This window comes from Salinivibrio sp. YCSC6 (assembly GCF_004916735.1).
GTDB lineage: Bacteria > Pseudomonadota > Gammaproteobacteria > Enterobacterales > Vibrionaceae > Salinivibrio > Salinivibrio proteolyticus.
In genome coordinates this window covers 625,714-639,065 of record NZ_CP039517.1, presented here as the reverse complement: position 1 = coordinate 639,065, position 13,352 = coordinate 625,714, and the positions used below count along the sequence as shown (strand labels likewise).

Here is a 13,352-nt window from a genome sequence, read left to right as displayed (position 1 = left end):
AACGAGTTTTAACCATGGCAAAGAATACAAGTATTACCCTGGGCGAACACTTCGATGGCTTTATCGCTAGCCAAATCGAAACAGGGCGTTACAGCTCGACAAGTGAAGTCGTTCGCGCCGCACTGCGTTTACTCGAAAACCAAGAGACAAAACTGCATACACTGCGTCAACTTCTCGTAGAGGGCGAACAGAGTGGCGATGCTGAGTACGACATCGATAACTTTATCCAAGAAATCGATGCCGAAGATACGCAATGAAGCCATTTACGCTGACTATCGCCGCCAAAACGAACATACTAAAGTAGCTTTAATCGCGCACTTCACCCCACCAACCCAATTCGCTCCTTGTGTTCTAACCAACTTCTTGCACCCACCTCACAAAACATGGTTTATCTAACACTTTGGACAATAGCGCACGAAAACCAAAACAGCCCTTGATAAACTAATTTCAAATCTACCAACTCAATGGCGTGTTAGGTGCCGACAACTAGCTGGCGGTAGCATGGCAAAACACAGGATGGTTAACCTGTTTATCGGCTAGATAAACGCAAAAGCGTGCGCGTTTATCCATGACAGATGCGCACTCTCCCAGAATGGATGATTAAAAGAGCTTATTAGTCATATAGTTAAAGATTTGTGTTTGGGGATAGTGTGAACGCTTGAACAGAGATAGGCGGCTGCACACTGTCGCGGAAGAGCAGTATCCATTAGAAATTCTATTGGTAACAGCCAGTTAGGTATAAGAGAGTGCGGATAACGGTTTTGGGAAATCGTACATGCGCACTAATGCAATGTTATGTGTAAGACATCGGGAAATATTATTTGAATGAGAATTGAATATCAGGTGCTCGTTAAGAGTGATATTAACGCTTCGGTTCGAGACACTTTCGCTAAAGCCCTGAAACGGCAGGGTAAGGTCCAAGGCGACGTGAGCGAAAAGGCCGATAGGTGCAAACTCCTTTGCATCGCTAGAATCGATGACGAAGTAGTTGGCATAGGGGCAATAAAGGTCAGAACAAAATCGGATTTTTCTGAACAAAAAGCTGATCTCTCAAAGTTGAGTGATGATTTTGATTGGGAACTGGGTTATCTGTTTACTGACCCTGCGCATACCGGAAAAGGTATCGGTAGGAATATTGCGCGGCTGCTGGTTGATGCGTACGGCCAAGAAAACCTAATGGCTTCAACGGAAGTTTCTGCTAATCCTAGAATGGTGAAGATCTTAGAAGCATTGGGCTTTAGACATTATGGCAAGCCTTGGAAGAGCGCGATCCATGATAATTATCTCGGTTTGTTTTTGAGGTTTCAGTGATCAAACTCACGACGAATAATCACATAACAATGGGCTCCAAGGGACGCTGCGCGCCCCTGAGCCCCTGCGTTATGGATAAATGATAATGGATTGGAAGACTTTCATAGCACAAGTAATCGACTCTCTGGCTTGGCCAGGGGTGGTGATTATTCTTGTCATTTTACTGCGTGAAAAGGTCGCTGAACTAATTCCGCGACTCAAACGATTCAAGCATAAAGACACCGAAATCGAATTTACGGAAGGTATTACTGAATTAGTCCAGGAGCGGGAAGCTGCCGGGATCGAAGATCAAGAAATACCGAGATCAGACGAATACCAAGACCAGTTCAGTTTCCTGGTGAGGCTGGCAGATATATCGCCTCGTTCAGCCGTCCTTGAGTCCTTCCGTGCTGTCGAGTCTGCCGCAGCGAAGAAGGCAGCTCGAATATACCCAGAGATTGAGAGCCGCCACGCGCGAAGCCCTTTGCAGCTACAAAAAATGCTCAAGGGCGAAGTCTTGAGCAAGCAGGAATACTATCAGTTTAACCAGCTACGAAAGTTGCGAAACGAAGCGGCGCATGCTGAGGAATTCGACATTCGAGGAATGCCAATTGAAGCGTATATTGACGTTGCTCTGTCCTTGGCGGCTCGCTTGGAGGCAGAGTATCCATAACAATCGCAGGCACAGCGGCGGCTTTTCCATTGCGGCTTCGCCTCCATTCCAAAGCCGCGCGTGCTGCCGGCGTTATATTTTTATTCGATTTTGGAGATCGTATGAGCAATAATGGTAGAGATTATGAAGAGTTTGTTGCCTCACTACAACAAGCACTTTTTGAGTCGGAAAAATGGACAGAGTTGCACAATATAACGATAGAGCGTAATAAGAAAATCACAGATAATTGTGGAATAGATAGAGAGTTTGATCTCTATTGGGAATATGAATTAGCAGGAATTACTTATAAAACTATTATTGAGTGTAAAGACTACGCATCAAAAGTAACAATTGAAAAAATAGATGCTTTATTAGGTAAGTTGCGAGATATACCAGATATAAAACCTATATTTGCAACAAAAACAGGTTATCAATCTGGTGCGAAAACGAAGGCTGAACGTAATAAAGTTGAGTTGTTAATCGTTCGAGAAGAAAATGATACAGACTGGAACGCTGAAGATGGTACGCCTTTAATAAAATATGTGAATGTTAATATTCATATTATGTCCGAAGCGACAATTGCATTTTTTAGACCTTATATTGATGCCGAATGGGCAAAAGCAAATACTAATATTGATTTAGATAAATTGAAAATAGAAGTTCGTAGTGATTTAGCTTTTGTTGAAGATATAGATAGATCAGACAAGTACACATTGAAAGAATTGCAAGAAAGGTTTACAAAAGAAAATGAAGATGATTTTGGTGAGCATCATGTTACTTATAAATATAAAGATGCTTACTTGTGTTTTGATGGAATTAAATTAAAAATCATGGCTATCGAATTAAAATATGTAATTCCAAAGCCAATCATTAGCCCTGTTCGTATTGATTTTTCTAAGGAATTAGTCGGAGTTGTCGAGTATTTAGGAAGAAAATCAAAAACAATGATATTCAAAGATCATGTTGTAAAAAATTGGGGACAAAAAATATAACAAGTCGCTTCAATTGACAAAATAATTGTCACGCATTTTGCAGAGAAAAATGACGCGCCAATCATTTTGCAACTGAGCTCAGCGTTAAGCTACTAATAAGAGTCATCAAGTAAATGTTAGAAATTATACAAAAATTAAATTTAGGTGAATGGACGACATTTGTCGTTATTGTCTTTATTTTGTGGAAACTTATTGTTAAGTCTTTAGTTGATGGCTGGTTTAAAAATCGATTAGATCTTCAAAAACAAGAAGTCGGTAATGCATTGCAAATTCAGAAAGAACTTGTATTAAAACAAGCTGAGTTTGAAAAGATAAAAATGGAACGTGTATTGCCTCTTTTTGAAGAAATTAATGCAGCCGTCTCTGAGCATAAAATGGTCTTTAACACATATATACATTATGTCGTTAATAAATGTGGAAGTGCTGATAAATTAGAGAAAGAACGTTTAAAATGTGATGAAAGAATAATCAAGGCAAATTCATCCTTAACTATCTATTTACCCGATGAGTTTCGAAAAGTTATTGATCGATTAAGGAAAGTGGTTAGTTGTTCTATTAAAGAACCAGAGATCACCTCAAGAGTACTGAGAAACTTTGGTGCAGGGACAAGAGTGCCGCCCAAAGCTGTAGATTTATATGAAGATCTGATTAATTGCTTTTATTCTATGAGTGCTAAATATCTAGGTATATCCAATCAGGATAAATCATATAATGACTTACTTGCGGAGAATAGCCTAGATAGTAATGCTCTAACAACACGTTGTGACGAAGAAAGCATCCTTGCTTATAAATTTTTGCTGTTACATGAATACTTTGGTTCCAATGAAAAAGTGGAAGCTCAATATGACGTTGAACAATTGTATAAAAATGCAGAGCAAGCGTAGCTTAACAAGGCTACATGGATTCCCCCGTTCGTCAAGCATCCGCGAAGCGTATTGAGTTTGGTTTGGACTGCTGCTCTACATTCGGCCTTTTACTGACTCACGTCATGGCCCTGATGACATTGCGCGGTTGCAGTGCCTAATTCGTTAGAAGGCATCAAGGTGTCCGCCGCATTAACAGGCTCTCTGCAAATGGTCTTCACCGATATTTATGAGCTCATCAACTATACGCAGAAGCGTACGCGTTTATCCGTGATAGATGCACACTCCCCCAGCCATAACGGATGATTTAAAGCGTCGATTAGGCATATAGCTTGCGTGGGGATAGTGTTAATGCTGAAAAAGAGATAAGCGGCGTGAACACATTCGCGGACAATCAGCATTTATTATGAGTAATAAATAGAATTTTAAACAGCCAGTTAGGCAGAGAATCGCGCATATAAGGACTTTGGAAAACCGGATATGTGCACTAATTTAATATTACGTTCTAGGAGGATAAATTGAGTAAGTTGGAAATAGTTGATCCTGAGACTGGTGTGACTAAAGAGATTCCAGTTTCTGAGTTTATTATGCAAAGTTATAAAGAAGCGCTTATTCAAGGTCGTGAAAGAGAGATTAACGTTACATCCATTATTCGCGAGATTCACTTAAAAAGTAGATTGAAGAAGACGGCATTTGTGAAGTTACGAGTTGATGGAAAAGAGGCTGGCATTGAAATACCAGCTTTAGCTCTTTCAACTTTGTCTATGTACTCTCAGGATGAAATTAATGATTTAGTTACAGATTCATTTTTGTCTAGTGACTTCGAAAAAGCCTACAGTAGTGCTATACCAGATGATTTACAACCATCAACTTCAAAACAACGAACTCTAGCGTTAAGAATTTCTGAGTTACTAGGTATCGATTTAGGTTATGAGATTCTTGCTTCTAAAAGGAAACTGGGTGCTTTTATCAGTGATAGTCAAAAAGAGCTTGAACGTTATGAGCGGGATATCGAAGGTGTAGATTTTATATCAGAAAGGCTTGAAGATGCTCTAATAAAATACTTTTCAAATGATAACTGTTGGCGTGAGTTATTCAATAGTGCCTATGAGCTTTATTTACAAGTCCCGCAACGAGCTCGTGAAGTTATTCACAAAAATGTACGTGATGGTATTTCTGATAGCTACTGGAATGAAGCTCGCGATGTACCTGAGGGTAATGTTGTTTCAGAAATTATATCTGAAATATCATTTAAACTGGCAGAGATGGGGACACATGCAGAGAAGTTTGAGAACCTCCACACAGACCAACAGTAGTCGCACTTAATAAGTGTCGCGAGGCCTACATTTTATTTGAATGTTGCACAATTCCATTTTTCAGCACTAGCTTAGCTAAGGGGGACGGTTATTTCTCCATCACCTCTGTCGACTGACACAACTGCATCCAGGCCTCGGCGGTGCGTGAGACATAACGCTCGCCGTGCCAGACTAACCCCAGTTGCCATTCAATCGCTGGGCTTATTGGTTTCACCAGCAATAACTCACTGTCTTCCAAGCTGGCGCTGAGGCGCTGACATAAGGGCGCAGGTAAGAACGCCACCCCTGCACCACTTTTCACCAAGGCGGCTAAAAAATCCCACTGACTGCTACGCGCGGCAATGGTGGGCTGATAACCATGCTCTTCACAACGGGCAATAATCCGATCGCTTAAGGTAAATTCAGCGCTATATAGATAAAACGGCTCGTCTTTGACTGCCTGCCATGTCAGGCTTTTTTGCGCACGCCACGCGGCTTGGTTAGGTAGCACTGCATAAATGGGGTGAGTTTGTAAGGGTAAGCTTTGCAAGCACTCAGGCTGGGTGTCAGTGAGCATGGTGATTGCCACATCAATCTCACCATTGATCAGCGCTTGTTCGGTGCGCCGCCCACCGTATTCGACAATACTGAGCGCCACGTTCGGATATCGCTGGCGGTATTCACGCAACACGTTGGCGTACAGCGGCCCTATCATCGGTGGCATCCCCAATCTAAGCTGGCCGCGCGCCAATTGGTTGAGATCGTCCAGCTCGGAATTTAGCTGCTCGAACTCAGCAATAATGCTCTGCGCGCGCTGATACACCACCTCACCAGCATCGGTTAACCAAAACCGCCTTCCCTCTCGGTGCAACAACGGCTGACCCACATCTTGCTCAAGGTTACGCACCATTTTACTGATTGTCGGTTGCGTCACATGCAACGACGCCGATGCGGCAGTAAAGCTCTGCTTTTCCACCAAGGCAATAAAATAGCGCAACGCACGAATATCCATAAACAGTCCTTAAAAGCTAATCGTTAATCATGCCATTTTGGCATAGTTTAAATAAAAAAAAGTCACTTTATTCACTCTCTGCCAAGACGTAAACTATGAGCCATCTCACAGATTCTTGGCACGCCTTCGATGCAATTGATTAAAAACGCCTTACTTACCTTACTGCAAGTCTTTGTCTTAGCAGGCATTTGGTTTTTGTCTGATTGGTTGGTCACAACCTTTGCTATTCCACTACCGGCCAACCTCACCGGTATGTTGCTGTTGTTAGGCGCATTGATGTTGAAAATTGTCCGTGCCGATTGGTTGCGCCGCGGGGCGGCGTGGCTGTTAGCCGAGATGTTGCTGTTTTTTGTGCCGGCGGTGGTGGCGGTGGTCAACTACCAAGATTTATTGCTGCAAGAAGGCGGTAAGATCATGGTTGTACTGATTCTCAGTACCGCAATGGTGATTGCGTCAACCGCTTGGGTGGTCGATAAAGTGTATCGTTTTGAGGTTAAAATGGCGCGCCGCCGCAGTAACCATCACCACACGCACCACCCTGATCTAAAACCGGAGTGCTAAGCCATGATGTCTGCGTTACCTGCTTGGCTTCACGCCTCGTTATTAAGCGTTACCTGCTTTTTAATGACCCTTGGCTTTTATTACATGAGTAAATGGCTGTATCGCCGTCATCCCTCCATTCTGGTGATGCCATTGTTGCTCGCGCCCTTGCTAATTGTCGCGGTGGTAGTCGGGTTTAATATTCCGTATCAAGACTACATGGCGCAATCATACTGGCTGCTGTGGCTGCTGGGTCCGGCGACTGTAGCGTTTGCGATCCCTGTGTATGATAACCGCGCGCTCATCCGCCGCCATTGGTTATCCCTGTCAATCGGTGTCACCGTGTCGGTGCTGGTCGCGATTACCAGTACTGTGGTGCTAGCACGGGTGTTTGAGCTGTCTGAATTGCTGCAACGCAGTTTGGCGATGCGCTCAATCACCACCCCTTTTGCCGTAGAAGCCACCAAAGCGATTGGCGGGCAAAGCGATCTCACTGCGCTGTTTGTGGTTCTCACTGGGGTGATTGGCATGGCGATTGGTGAAAGTATTCTGACCGTGATTGCAATTCGCTCACGCTTAGGACGCGGCGCAAGTTTGGGAGCATCAGCACACGGAGCAGGCACCGCTAAAGCTTATCAAATAGGCCATGCCGAAGGGGTGGTGTCGAGTGTGGTGATGATGATTGCTGGCATGGTCACTGTGTTGCTTGCCCCTGTGTTGGGTCAGCTGCTTTGGTAGGTGATCGCTAAGGGCTTTTCTGCGCTACGTTATCTGTAACAACAGAAAAGTGGGAGAGGATGAAAGTTTCTGCTTGGCGCGCAGGTCTTTATCCTCACCAACCCCAATAACGAGGCGATCATGAAACAGCACAAATCAATGTGGCGCGTTATCGCGTTTACAGCGTTCAGTTTGCTATCGATAGCAAGTTATGCGGCGGTGAAAGATACCGCCACCACAGACCAAGGTTACCAAAAAGCGACCCTTGCGGGCGGCTGCTTTTGGTGTACAGAATCTGATCTTGAAAAGCTCAACGGTGTGATTGATGTGGTGTCTGGCTACTCAGGCGGTGAGCTGGAAAATCCCACCTATAAAGAGGTTTCGTCCGGCACCAGTGGACACATTGAGGTGATTGATGTCACCTATGATCCTAACGTCGTGAATTATGAACAGGTGCTGGATCAGTTTTTCCGTCATATCGACCCCACCGATGACCAAGGCTCGTTCGTTGACCGTGGCCCGCAATATCGTCCCGCGATCTTTTATCGCTCTGAAACACAAAAGCAAATTGCCGCGAAGTTTATGGCGGAGATTGAAGCGTTAGGCGTGTTTAAAAAGCCGCTGAAAACCGAGTTGATCCCGTTTGAGAAATTCTGGCCCGCAGAAAGTTATCATCAGGATTACTACAAAAACCACAGTATTCGCTATAGCTACTATCGCTATGCATCAGGGCGTGACCAGTATCTGGACGAGATTTTTGGTGATGATCGCAAAGACAACCCGGTCACCTTGCGTGAGATGATTGATGCGCAAAAAGCGGAAGAGATGACATCAACGAACACCCGCTACTCGCGCCCCTCGGATGAAAAAATCCGCGCGATGTTGTCAGACATTGAATACGAAGTCACTCAAGAAGACGGCACTGAACCCGCGTTCCGCAATCGATATTGGGACAACAAGCAAGCGGGGATTTATGTGGATATCGTATCGGGCGAGCCGCTGTTCTCCTCTACTCATAAATACAAATCCGGTACGGGCTGGCCAAGCTTCACGCAGCCCATTAATGAGCAGTATGTGGTTACCAAGCCGGATAACTCCCTGTTCTACACGCGCACCGAGGTCCGCAGCAAGGTCGCCGATTCGCACCTTGGCCATGTATTTGAGGATGGTCCCGCCCCCACCGGCTTGCGCTATTGCATGAACTCAGCCGCGATGCGCTTTGTGCCCGTCGATAAAATGGCCGATGCCGGTTATGAGGATTATCTCTATCTGTTTGAGAGCCAATAAAGTTAACGCCGACACGAAAACGCCCCAGCGAGTTCTCACTGGGGCGTTTTTTATATGTGAATGATTAAACAATCAGTTCGCCGGTTTTTGTTCAGGCGGCGTTTGACCGTATTTTTCAAAAATGGCACTGACTTCGCCTGAGGTAACCATTTGCTGAATAGTCCGCTCAAACTCAGGGAAATAATTCGCCACCGGTGATTTTTTCGGGATGCTGACATAGCGTCCATTATAAAAACGGTCAACAAAATTAGCTTGAGTGAACGCACTCACCGCAGTGAACTTATCAATATCATGACTGGAAGATGTCACTGCCACATCAATGCGCCCGTTTTCCAGCACCTTGATAATTTGTTCCGTGTCGTTGTAATAGCGACGCTTAAGATCGTCAGTATTGTTAAATAAATCGGAGTAGAAGCTATCACGCAGTGCGCCGATCCGATACTGCTTTAGCTCTTCAAAACTGTTGATTTGCTGGTTAACGTTTGGACCGATGATATAAAACACTTCACGGACGCTGTAACCATACGGAACGGCATTCAAAAAGGCCTCACGCTCATTGTTCATCGAATGACGCGGAATAATATCAACTTCCCCAACTTCGGCCACGTTGATCGTTCTTGCCCAAGGTACCGTTGACCAATCGACGGTATGGCCCATTTTCTCAAGCGCGACAGTAATGATTTCAGCCACTGGCCCATCACATCCCGTTTCGGTAGGGATCAACTCAGGCGCACGATCACGACAATGGGCTCTAAAGGTATCAGCAGTCGCCGGTACCGCGACAAGTATCAGTGCTAAAAGTAAGTGTTTCATTGTTTACCCTCACTGTGAACAATACTCAGTAAGCGTAGCGAGACCTTTGCAAATGCGCCTATTTTTTAATCAGTATTCATAACAAACACAAAGGTGACCCCTGTCAGTGTTTGCGGTAAAGTCCTTTTATCTCAGGCATATCACATCAATAGGGACATGGCATGCACACCATCTTAATTACTGGATTTGAACCGTTCGGCGGCGAGAGCGATAACCCGTCTTGGCAAGTGGCAAAAGCATTAGAAGGCTGGCAGCCTAATGAGGAGTGCATTGTTAAAGCCGTGCGCCTGCCCTGCACCTTTGCAGACAGCTTACCGACGTTACACAGCGCGCTAGAATCGCTCAGTCCGGTAATGGTGATCGCCCTTGGCCAAGCCGGTGGTCGCGCAGAGATAAGCTTAGAGAAGGTCGCGATCAATTATCAGGACGCGCCCATTCCCGACAACGCCGGTAAGCAGCCGCATGGTACGCCGGTGGTGCCATCTGGACCCACTGCGTATTTCTCTACCTTGCCCCTCAATCGTTTAGTGAACGCATTAAACGAAGCGCATCATCCTGCCAGTGTTTCTTACACCGCGGGCACCTTTGTGTGTAACCACGTGTTTTATGGCTTGATGCATGCGCTGGCTCATCACACCGAGGTACGCGCCGGCTTTATTCATATTCCCTACAGCCCAGCACAAGCGTGCAAACACCGCGCCCCGAGCATGCCGGTAAGTGATGTGGTGGCAGCGATGAAGATAGCCGTCGAGTTGAGTTTATTGGATGATGATGTCACCGCCGTGTGTGAAGGCATGTTGCACTAAGACGCGGTAGATGGCGCTCAGACGATGACGCTCAAACAATGACGCCTAGCAGCGGAGCACAGTGGCGGTTACCGTGCTCCTAACCTAATTGCTTAAAACAGCCACTCAGTGACGAGATCGTTGTCAGTCAGCACACTATCGAGAAAGGCAAACAAGTGCGCATTCATCGGAGCCGTATCAAAGGCACGAATGGAGGCAGGGTCTTGAATAAAGCGCTTGTTAGCGGCCTCGCCCTCTGGATAGGCGGCTTGCAGTAAACCTTCAACCGCCAGAGGCGTCAACTCAAGATGGCATTGAAAGCCATACACCCTTGGTCCGTACTTCACGATCTGGCGCGGACAGCCTTCGCTGCTAGCCAATACACGGCTATTGGGTGTCAGCCCCGGCATATCATTGTGCCAATGGCCCACAATTTCTTGCGGTGCGAAGTGCGGAATGTGCTCGTCGATGTGGCCATCTTCGCTTAATTGGATGGGGAAATAGCCAATCTCGGGCTCAGGGCTTTTCTGATACGGCGCGCCCAAGGCTTCACCAATCAGTTGCGCGCCGAGGCAAATCCCTAACACCGCGCTGCCTTGTTCGATACACTGCCTAATCAGCGCTTGCTCGCGTTGGCTATCGAAATGCGGACACTCAGACTGTGGCGTATCTGGACTCTGCGGCCCGCCGAGTACCACCAGCAGGTCAATGCCTTCACCGCTTTCTGGCAACGGCTCGCCCCGATACAAATGACTGGTGGTCACATGATAGGCACGCTCGTCACACCAATCTAAAATGGCTCCTGGGCCTTCAAACGCCTCGTGAATAACAAGATGGACGCGCATTCCTCTCTCCTTGGGATTTGTTTTAGGCACGATTGTGCTAAAGCATACTATATTGAGCCGCGGCCTCAAGCCTTGCCCACCACAAGTGGTGGCCTCGCTATAAACGCTTGAGTCAACAACTGAAACAGCTGTTCGGTTGTCGGCAGTTCATCTAGGTGCGCCGATAATGGGGTATGTACCTCGGCCTCAATGCGATCGGGGTGACCACAAAGCTGATTACACAGCGATACAGGGGCAACAATATGTTGGCAATCGGCATCAATCAGCAGACACGCTTGTGCCAGCATTACGGTTTGTTTGGCTGAACCTGCTCCCGTGCCTAAATGCAGAATACGCTGAGCGGTGCCCACCACTTTTTTGCCGGCAATATTGAGGTTGTAGTCACCATCACAATACGATCCGGGCGTGTCACCCACCGTGGTCGTAATGCCTAACTGATGGAAAAAAGACTGCAAAATGGTGCAAAAATATTTGTAAGCCGTTTGGATATGATAAGGGGTGTTATTCGGCCACACCGTCAGGTAAGACACGTTAATCACGCCGGGTAGTTGCGGCACCGGCGCCCCGCCTGTTCGGCGGCTCTGTATTTGCCAACCTAACGCTGATAGGGCGAGACGCAATTCAGGCGTTTGGGGCCATTTTTGGCCTGCTGGCAGCACCAAGGTTTGCGCATCTGGCTGCCAAAGCAGTAATGCCTCGTTGAGTTCACCCTGCTCTACTCGGTGGATCAACGCCTGTTCTTTCTCAAATGCAGATGCTACCGACAGCGAGGGATAACGCAGAATCGTTTTTTGAGTCGCCATCATACCCTCGCTATCGTCACGTTCACTGATTGCGCGATTAACCGAATAAGCGCTGCCAAATGCTTGGGTTGCGTTTGTCGTGGTACTCTTCACGCAAGGCATCAATTTGGCGCAAACCTTGTTGCGCCTTATCAAGGTCGCCTTCGCTCAGCGCGGCATCAATTTCCTCTACTGTCACCGCCAGCTTATCGAACCCTTCCATGAAGGTCTCTGCTTTTTCCGGTGGATAGCTACCCGCTTTAGCTTGCGCAATCAGGGTTTCTAATTTCGCAACCGGGGCTTGCATGGCTTCGATACTTTGTGCGCTCGCCGCCTCTTTAAAGGTCATTTTCATTTCTTTCATGATCGGCTTGAGCTCAGAGGCCGAGACGTTCAACGACAGCAGCACCGCCATCGCGCCCGTGAGTATGACTTTCTTCATTTTTGCTCCATGTGATTGTTTTTTAGTAATAATAATGCGTATGTATCTTACTCACTTCTCAGGGTATTGCCTAGTATAGAAGCGTAAAACAATGTAAAGCACTTACACATCCCGCATCCGAATGGTATGATTAATTGTAAATGATAATGATTTTAAGTTAGAAAACATGAAACAGCCGAACTATCACCTCACTCACGTTATTGATACCCAAACCGTCACACCTAATATGCAACGCTTGACCTTACAAAGCGACGCTTTCGCGGCGTTCCCTGCAGAGTGTGAAGGCGGCTATATCAAGTTACTGTTTGATAAAGCGGGAAGCACCGATCTGAGCGGATTAGCAGAAGGCGAGCGTCCCGTAATGCGTACCTACACCATTCGCCGCTTTATGCCTAGCCAGCAACAAATTGAAGTGGATATGGTTCGCCACCAAATCGAGCAAGCCGACTGTGGTTTTGCCGCGCGCTGGGCTCTGAATGCCCAAGTGGGCGATACCATTAATATTGCCGGCCCTGGGACGATTGCGCCGATTAATCGCGATGCGGATTGGTTCTTTATGGCGGCCGATATGACCGCGTTGCCGGCACTATCGGCCAAGATCAAGACCTTGCCTCACGATGCCAAAGGTTATGCAGTGATCCAGCTCGATACCGCAGAGGATGCCCAACCACTCGACGCCCCCGCGGGGATGGAGATTATTTGGCTGACCACCCCGACGTTGGCCGAGACGGTAAAAGCTCAGCCTTGGTTAGCCGGGCAAGTGTCCGTGTGGTGTGCCTGTGAGTTTGAAAGCATGCGCGCACTGCGCCAATACTTCCGTAACGATCGTGATGTTGAGCGCGAGTTTATCTACATCAGCAGCTATTGGAAAAATGGCGTGACCGAAGAAGGCCACAAGGTGATCAAGCGCGAAGATGCGGAGAACAATCAGTAAGCCTGAGCAACTCGTTTTTATCGACATTGAGCGTGCTTATCGCGTCTCTATCCGCATAAAAAAAGCGCCGACAACGGCGCTTTTCTCTTTTCAGAAGGTTACC

16 protein-coding genes are annotated in these 13,352 nt (G+C 46.7%); 11 read left to right on the top strand and 5 right to left on the bottom strand.

Features of this window, described 5'->3' with window-relative positions; genetic code table 11:
• Positions 1-14: 14 nt before the first annotated feature.
• The 6 genes from E8E00_RS16675 to E8E00_RS16650 all read left to right on the top strand — a co-directional run bounded on the left by E8E00_RS16675 (position 15) and on the right by E8E00_RS16650 (position 5,113).
• A complete protein-coding gene (locus E8E00_RS16675; protein ID WP_069588744.1) occupies positions 15-257 on the top strand; it encodes a type II toxin-antitoxin system ParD family antitoxin in 243 nt (80 codons plus the stop codon).
• A gap of 568 nt (positions 258-825) precedes the next feature.
• Positions 826-1,311: a GNAT family N-acetyltransferase gene (locus E8E00_RS16670; RefSeq protein WP_096631742.1), complete on the top strand. Its 486-nt coding sequence runs from the start codon at positions 826-828 to the stop codon at positions 1,309-1,311.
• Between the two features lie 85 nt (positions 1,312-1,396).
• The gene (locus E8E00_RS16665) at positions 1,397-1,963 is read left to right on the top strand and encodes a hypothetical protein (protein WP_096631745.1); all 567 of its coding nucleotides are present in this window, start codon (positions 1,397-1,399) and stop codon (positions 1,961-1,963) included.
• Positions 1,964-2,064: 101 nt separating this feature from the next.
• Positions 2,065-2,934, top strand: coding sequence for a restriction endonuclease (locus E8E00_RS16660; protein ID WP_096631748.1), 870 nt, complete (start codon positions 2,065-2,067; stop codon positions 2,932-2,934).
• 113 nt (positions 2,935-3,047) lie between these two features.
• Positions 3,048-3,818 (top strand): hypothetical protein, encoded by a 771-nt coding sequence (locus tag E8E00_RS16655; RefSeq protein WP_096631753.1) that lies wholly within the window; start codon positions 3,048-3,050, stop codon positions 3,816-3,818.
• A gap of 497 nt (positions 3,819-4,315) precedes the next feature.
• Positions 4,316-5,113: a hypothetical protein gene (locus E8E00_RS16650; RefSeq protein ID WP_046075942.1), complete on the top strand. Its 798-nt coding sequence runs from the start codon at positions 4,316-4,318 to the stop codon at positions 5,111-5,113.
• Between the two features lie 88 nt (positions 5,114-5,201).
• On the opposite strand, the gene E8E00_RS16645 is transcribed toward E8E00_RS16650, so the two are convergent.
• Positions 5,202-6,104: a LysR family transcriptional regulator gene (locus tag E8E00_RS16645; protein ID WP_096631758.1), complete on the bottom strand. Its 903-nt coding sequence runs from the start codon at positions 6,102-6,104 to the stop codon at positions 5,202-5,204.
• 129 nt (positions 6,105-6,233) lie between these two features.
• On the opposite strand from E8E00_RS16645, the gene E8E00_RS16640 reads away from it, so the two are divergent.
• The 3 genes from E8E00_RS16640 (at position 6,234) to msrB (ending at position 8,648) form a co-directional block, all read left to right on the top strand.
• Positions 6,234-6,665: a CidA/LrgA family protein gene (locus tag E8E00_RS16640; protein ID WP_046075946.1), complete on the top strand. Its 432-nt coding sequence runs from the start codon at positions 6,234-6,236 to the stop codon at positions 6,663-6,665.
• A gap of 6 nt (positions 6,666-6,671) precedes the next feature.
• Positions 6,672-7,382, top strand: coding sequence for an LrgB family protein (locus tag E8E00_RS16635; RefSeq protein WP_069589951.1), 711 nt, complete (start codon positions 6,672-6,674; stop codon positions 7,380-7,382).
• A gap of 120 nt (positions 7,383-7,502) precedes the next feature.
• Positions 7,503-8,648 (top strand): peptide-methionine (R)-S-oxide reductase MsrB, encoded by a 1,146-nt coding sequence (gene msrB / locus E8E00_RS16630; RefSeq protein WP_096631760.1) that lies wholly within the window; start codon positions 7,503-7,505, stop codon positions 8,646-8,648.
• Positions 8,649-8,720: 72 nt separating this feature from the next.
• On the opposite strand, the gene E8E00_RS16625 is transcribed toward msrB, so the two are convergent.
• The gene (locus E8E00_RS16625; protein WP_096631763.1) at positions 8,721-9,461 is read right to left on the bottom strand and encodes an ABC transporter substrate-binding protein; all 741 of its coding nucleotides are present in this window, start codon (positions 9,459-9,461) and stop codon (positions 8,721-8,723) included.
• A gap of 161 nt (positions 9,462-9,622) precedes the next feature.
• Between E8E00_RS16625 and pcp the strand changes: the two genes are divergently transcribed.
• On the top strand, positions 9,623-10,267 hold the full coding sequence (gene pcp / locus E8E00_RS16620) for a pyroglutamyl-peptidase I (RefSeq protein ID WP_069589930.1): 645 nt from the start codon (positions 9,623-9,625) through the stop codon (positions 10,265-10,267).
• A 92-nt stretch (positions 10,268-10,359) separates the two neighbouring features.
• Here pcp and E8E00_RS16615 read toward each other — a convergent pair whose 3' ends face one another.
• The 3 genes from E8E00_RS16615 to E8E00_RS16605 form a co-directional block, all read right to left on the bottom strand.
• Complete coding sequence (locus E8E00_RS16615; RefSeq protein WP_069589928.1) at positions 10,360-11,091, bottom strand: gamma-glutamyl-gamma-aminobutyrate hydrolase family protein; 732 nt, start codon at positions 11,089-11,091, stop codon at positions 10,360-10,362.
• Positions 11,092-11,156: 65 nt separating this feature from the next.
• The gene (locus tag E8E00_RS16610) at positions 11,157-11,894 is read right to left on the bottom strand and encodes a biotin/lipoate A/B protein ligase family protein (protein ID WP_371414252.1); all 738 of its coding nucleotides are present in this window, start codon (positions 11,892-11,894) and stop codon (positions 11,157-11,159) included.
• A 37-nt stretch (positions 11,895-11,931) separates the two neighbouring features.
• Positions 11,932-12,315, bottom strand: coding sequence for a cytochrome b562 (locus E8E00_RS16605; protein WP_069589925.1), 384 nt, complete (start codon positions 12,313-12,315; stop codon positions 11,932-11,934).
• A 166-nt stretch (positions 12,316-12,481) separates the two neighbouring features.
• On the opposite strand from E8E00_RS16605, the gene E8E00_RS16600 reads away from it, so the two are divergent.
• A complete protein-coding gene (locus E8E00_RS16600; protein ID WP_096631768.1) occupies positions 12,482-13,249 on the top strand; it encodes a siderophore-interacting protein in 768 nt (255 codons plus the stop codon).
• Positions 13,250-13,352: the final 103 nt, after the last annotated feature.

Bases quoted from the DNA above. Each gene is read 5' to 3' on its own strand.
- E8E00_RS16675 (WP_069588744.1), top strand. From the start codon at position 15: ATGGCAAAGAATACAAGTATTACCCTGGGCGAACACTTCGATGGCTTT.
- E8E00_RS16670 (WP_096631742.1), top strand. From the start codon at position 826: ATGAGAATTGAATATCAGGTGCTCGTTAAGAGTGATATTAACGCTTCG.
- E8E00_RS16665 (WP_096631745.1), top strand. From the start codon at position 1,397: ATGGATTGGAAGACTTTCATAGCACAAGTAATCGACTCTCTGGCTTGG.
- E8E00_RS16660 (WP_096631748.1), top strand. From the start codon at position 2,065: ATGAGCAATAATGGTAGAGATTATGAAGAGTTTGTTGCCTCACTACAA.
- E8E00_RS16655 (WP_096631753.1), top strand. From the start codon at position 3,048: ATGTTAGAAATTATACAAAAATTAAATTTAGGTGAATGGACGACATTT.
- E8E00_RS16645 (WP_096631758.1), bottom strand. From the start codon at position 6,104: ATGGATATTCGTGCGTTGCGCTATTTTATTGCCTTGGTGGAAAAGCAG.
- E8E00_RS16640 (WP_046075946.1), top strand. From the start codon at position 6,234: ATGCAATTGATTAAAAACGCCTTACTTACCTTACTGCAAGTCTTTGTC.
- E8E00_RS16635 (WP_069589951.1), top strand. From the start codon at position 6,672: ATGTCTGCGTTACCTGCTTGGCTTCACGCCTCGTTATTAAGCGTTACC.
- msrB (WP_096631760.1), top strand. From the start codon at position 7,503: ATGAAACAGCACAAATCAATGTGGCGCGTTATCGCGTTTACAGCGTTC.
- E8E00_RS16625 (WP_096631763.1), bottom strand. From the start codon at position 9,461: ATGAAACACTTACTTTTAGCACTGATACTTGTCGCGGTACCGGCGACT.
- pcp (WP_069589930.1), top strand. From the start codon at position 9,623: ATGCACACCATCTTAATTACTGGATTTGAACCGTTCGGCGGCGAGAGC.
- E8E00_RS16615 (WP_069589928.1), bottom strand. From the start codon at position 11,091: ATGCGCGTCCATCTTGTTATTCACGAGGCGTTTGAAGGCCCAGGAGCC.
- E8E00_RS16610 (WP_371414252.1), bottom strand. From the start codon at position 11,894: ATGGCGACTCAAAAAACGATTCTGCGTTATCCCTCGCTGTCGGTAGCA.
- E8E00_RS16605 (WP_069589925.1), bottom strand. From the start codon at position 12,315: ATGAAGAAAGTCATACTCACGGGCGCGATGGCGGTGCTGCTGTCGTTG.
- E8E00_RS16600 (WP_096631768.1), top strand. From the start codon at position 12,482: ATGAAACAGCCGAACTATCACCTCACTCACGTTATTGATACCCAAACC.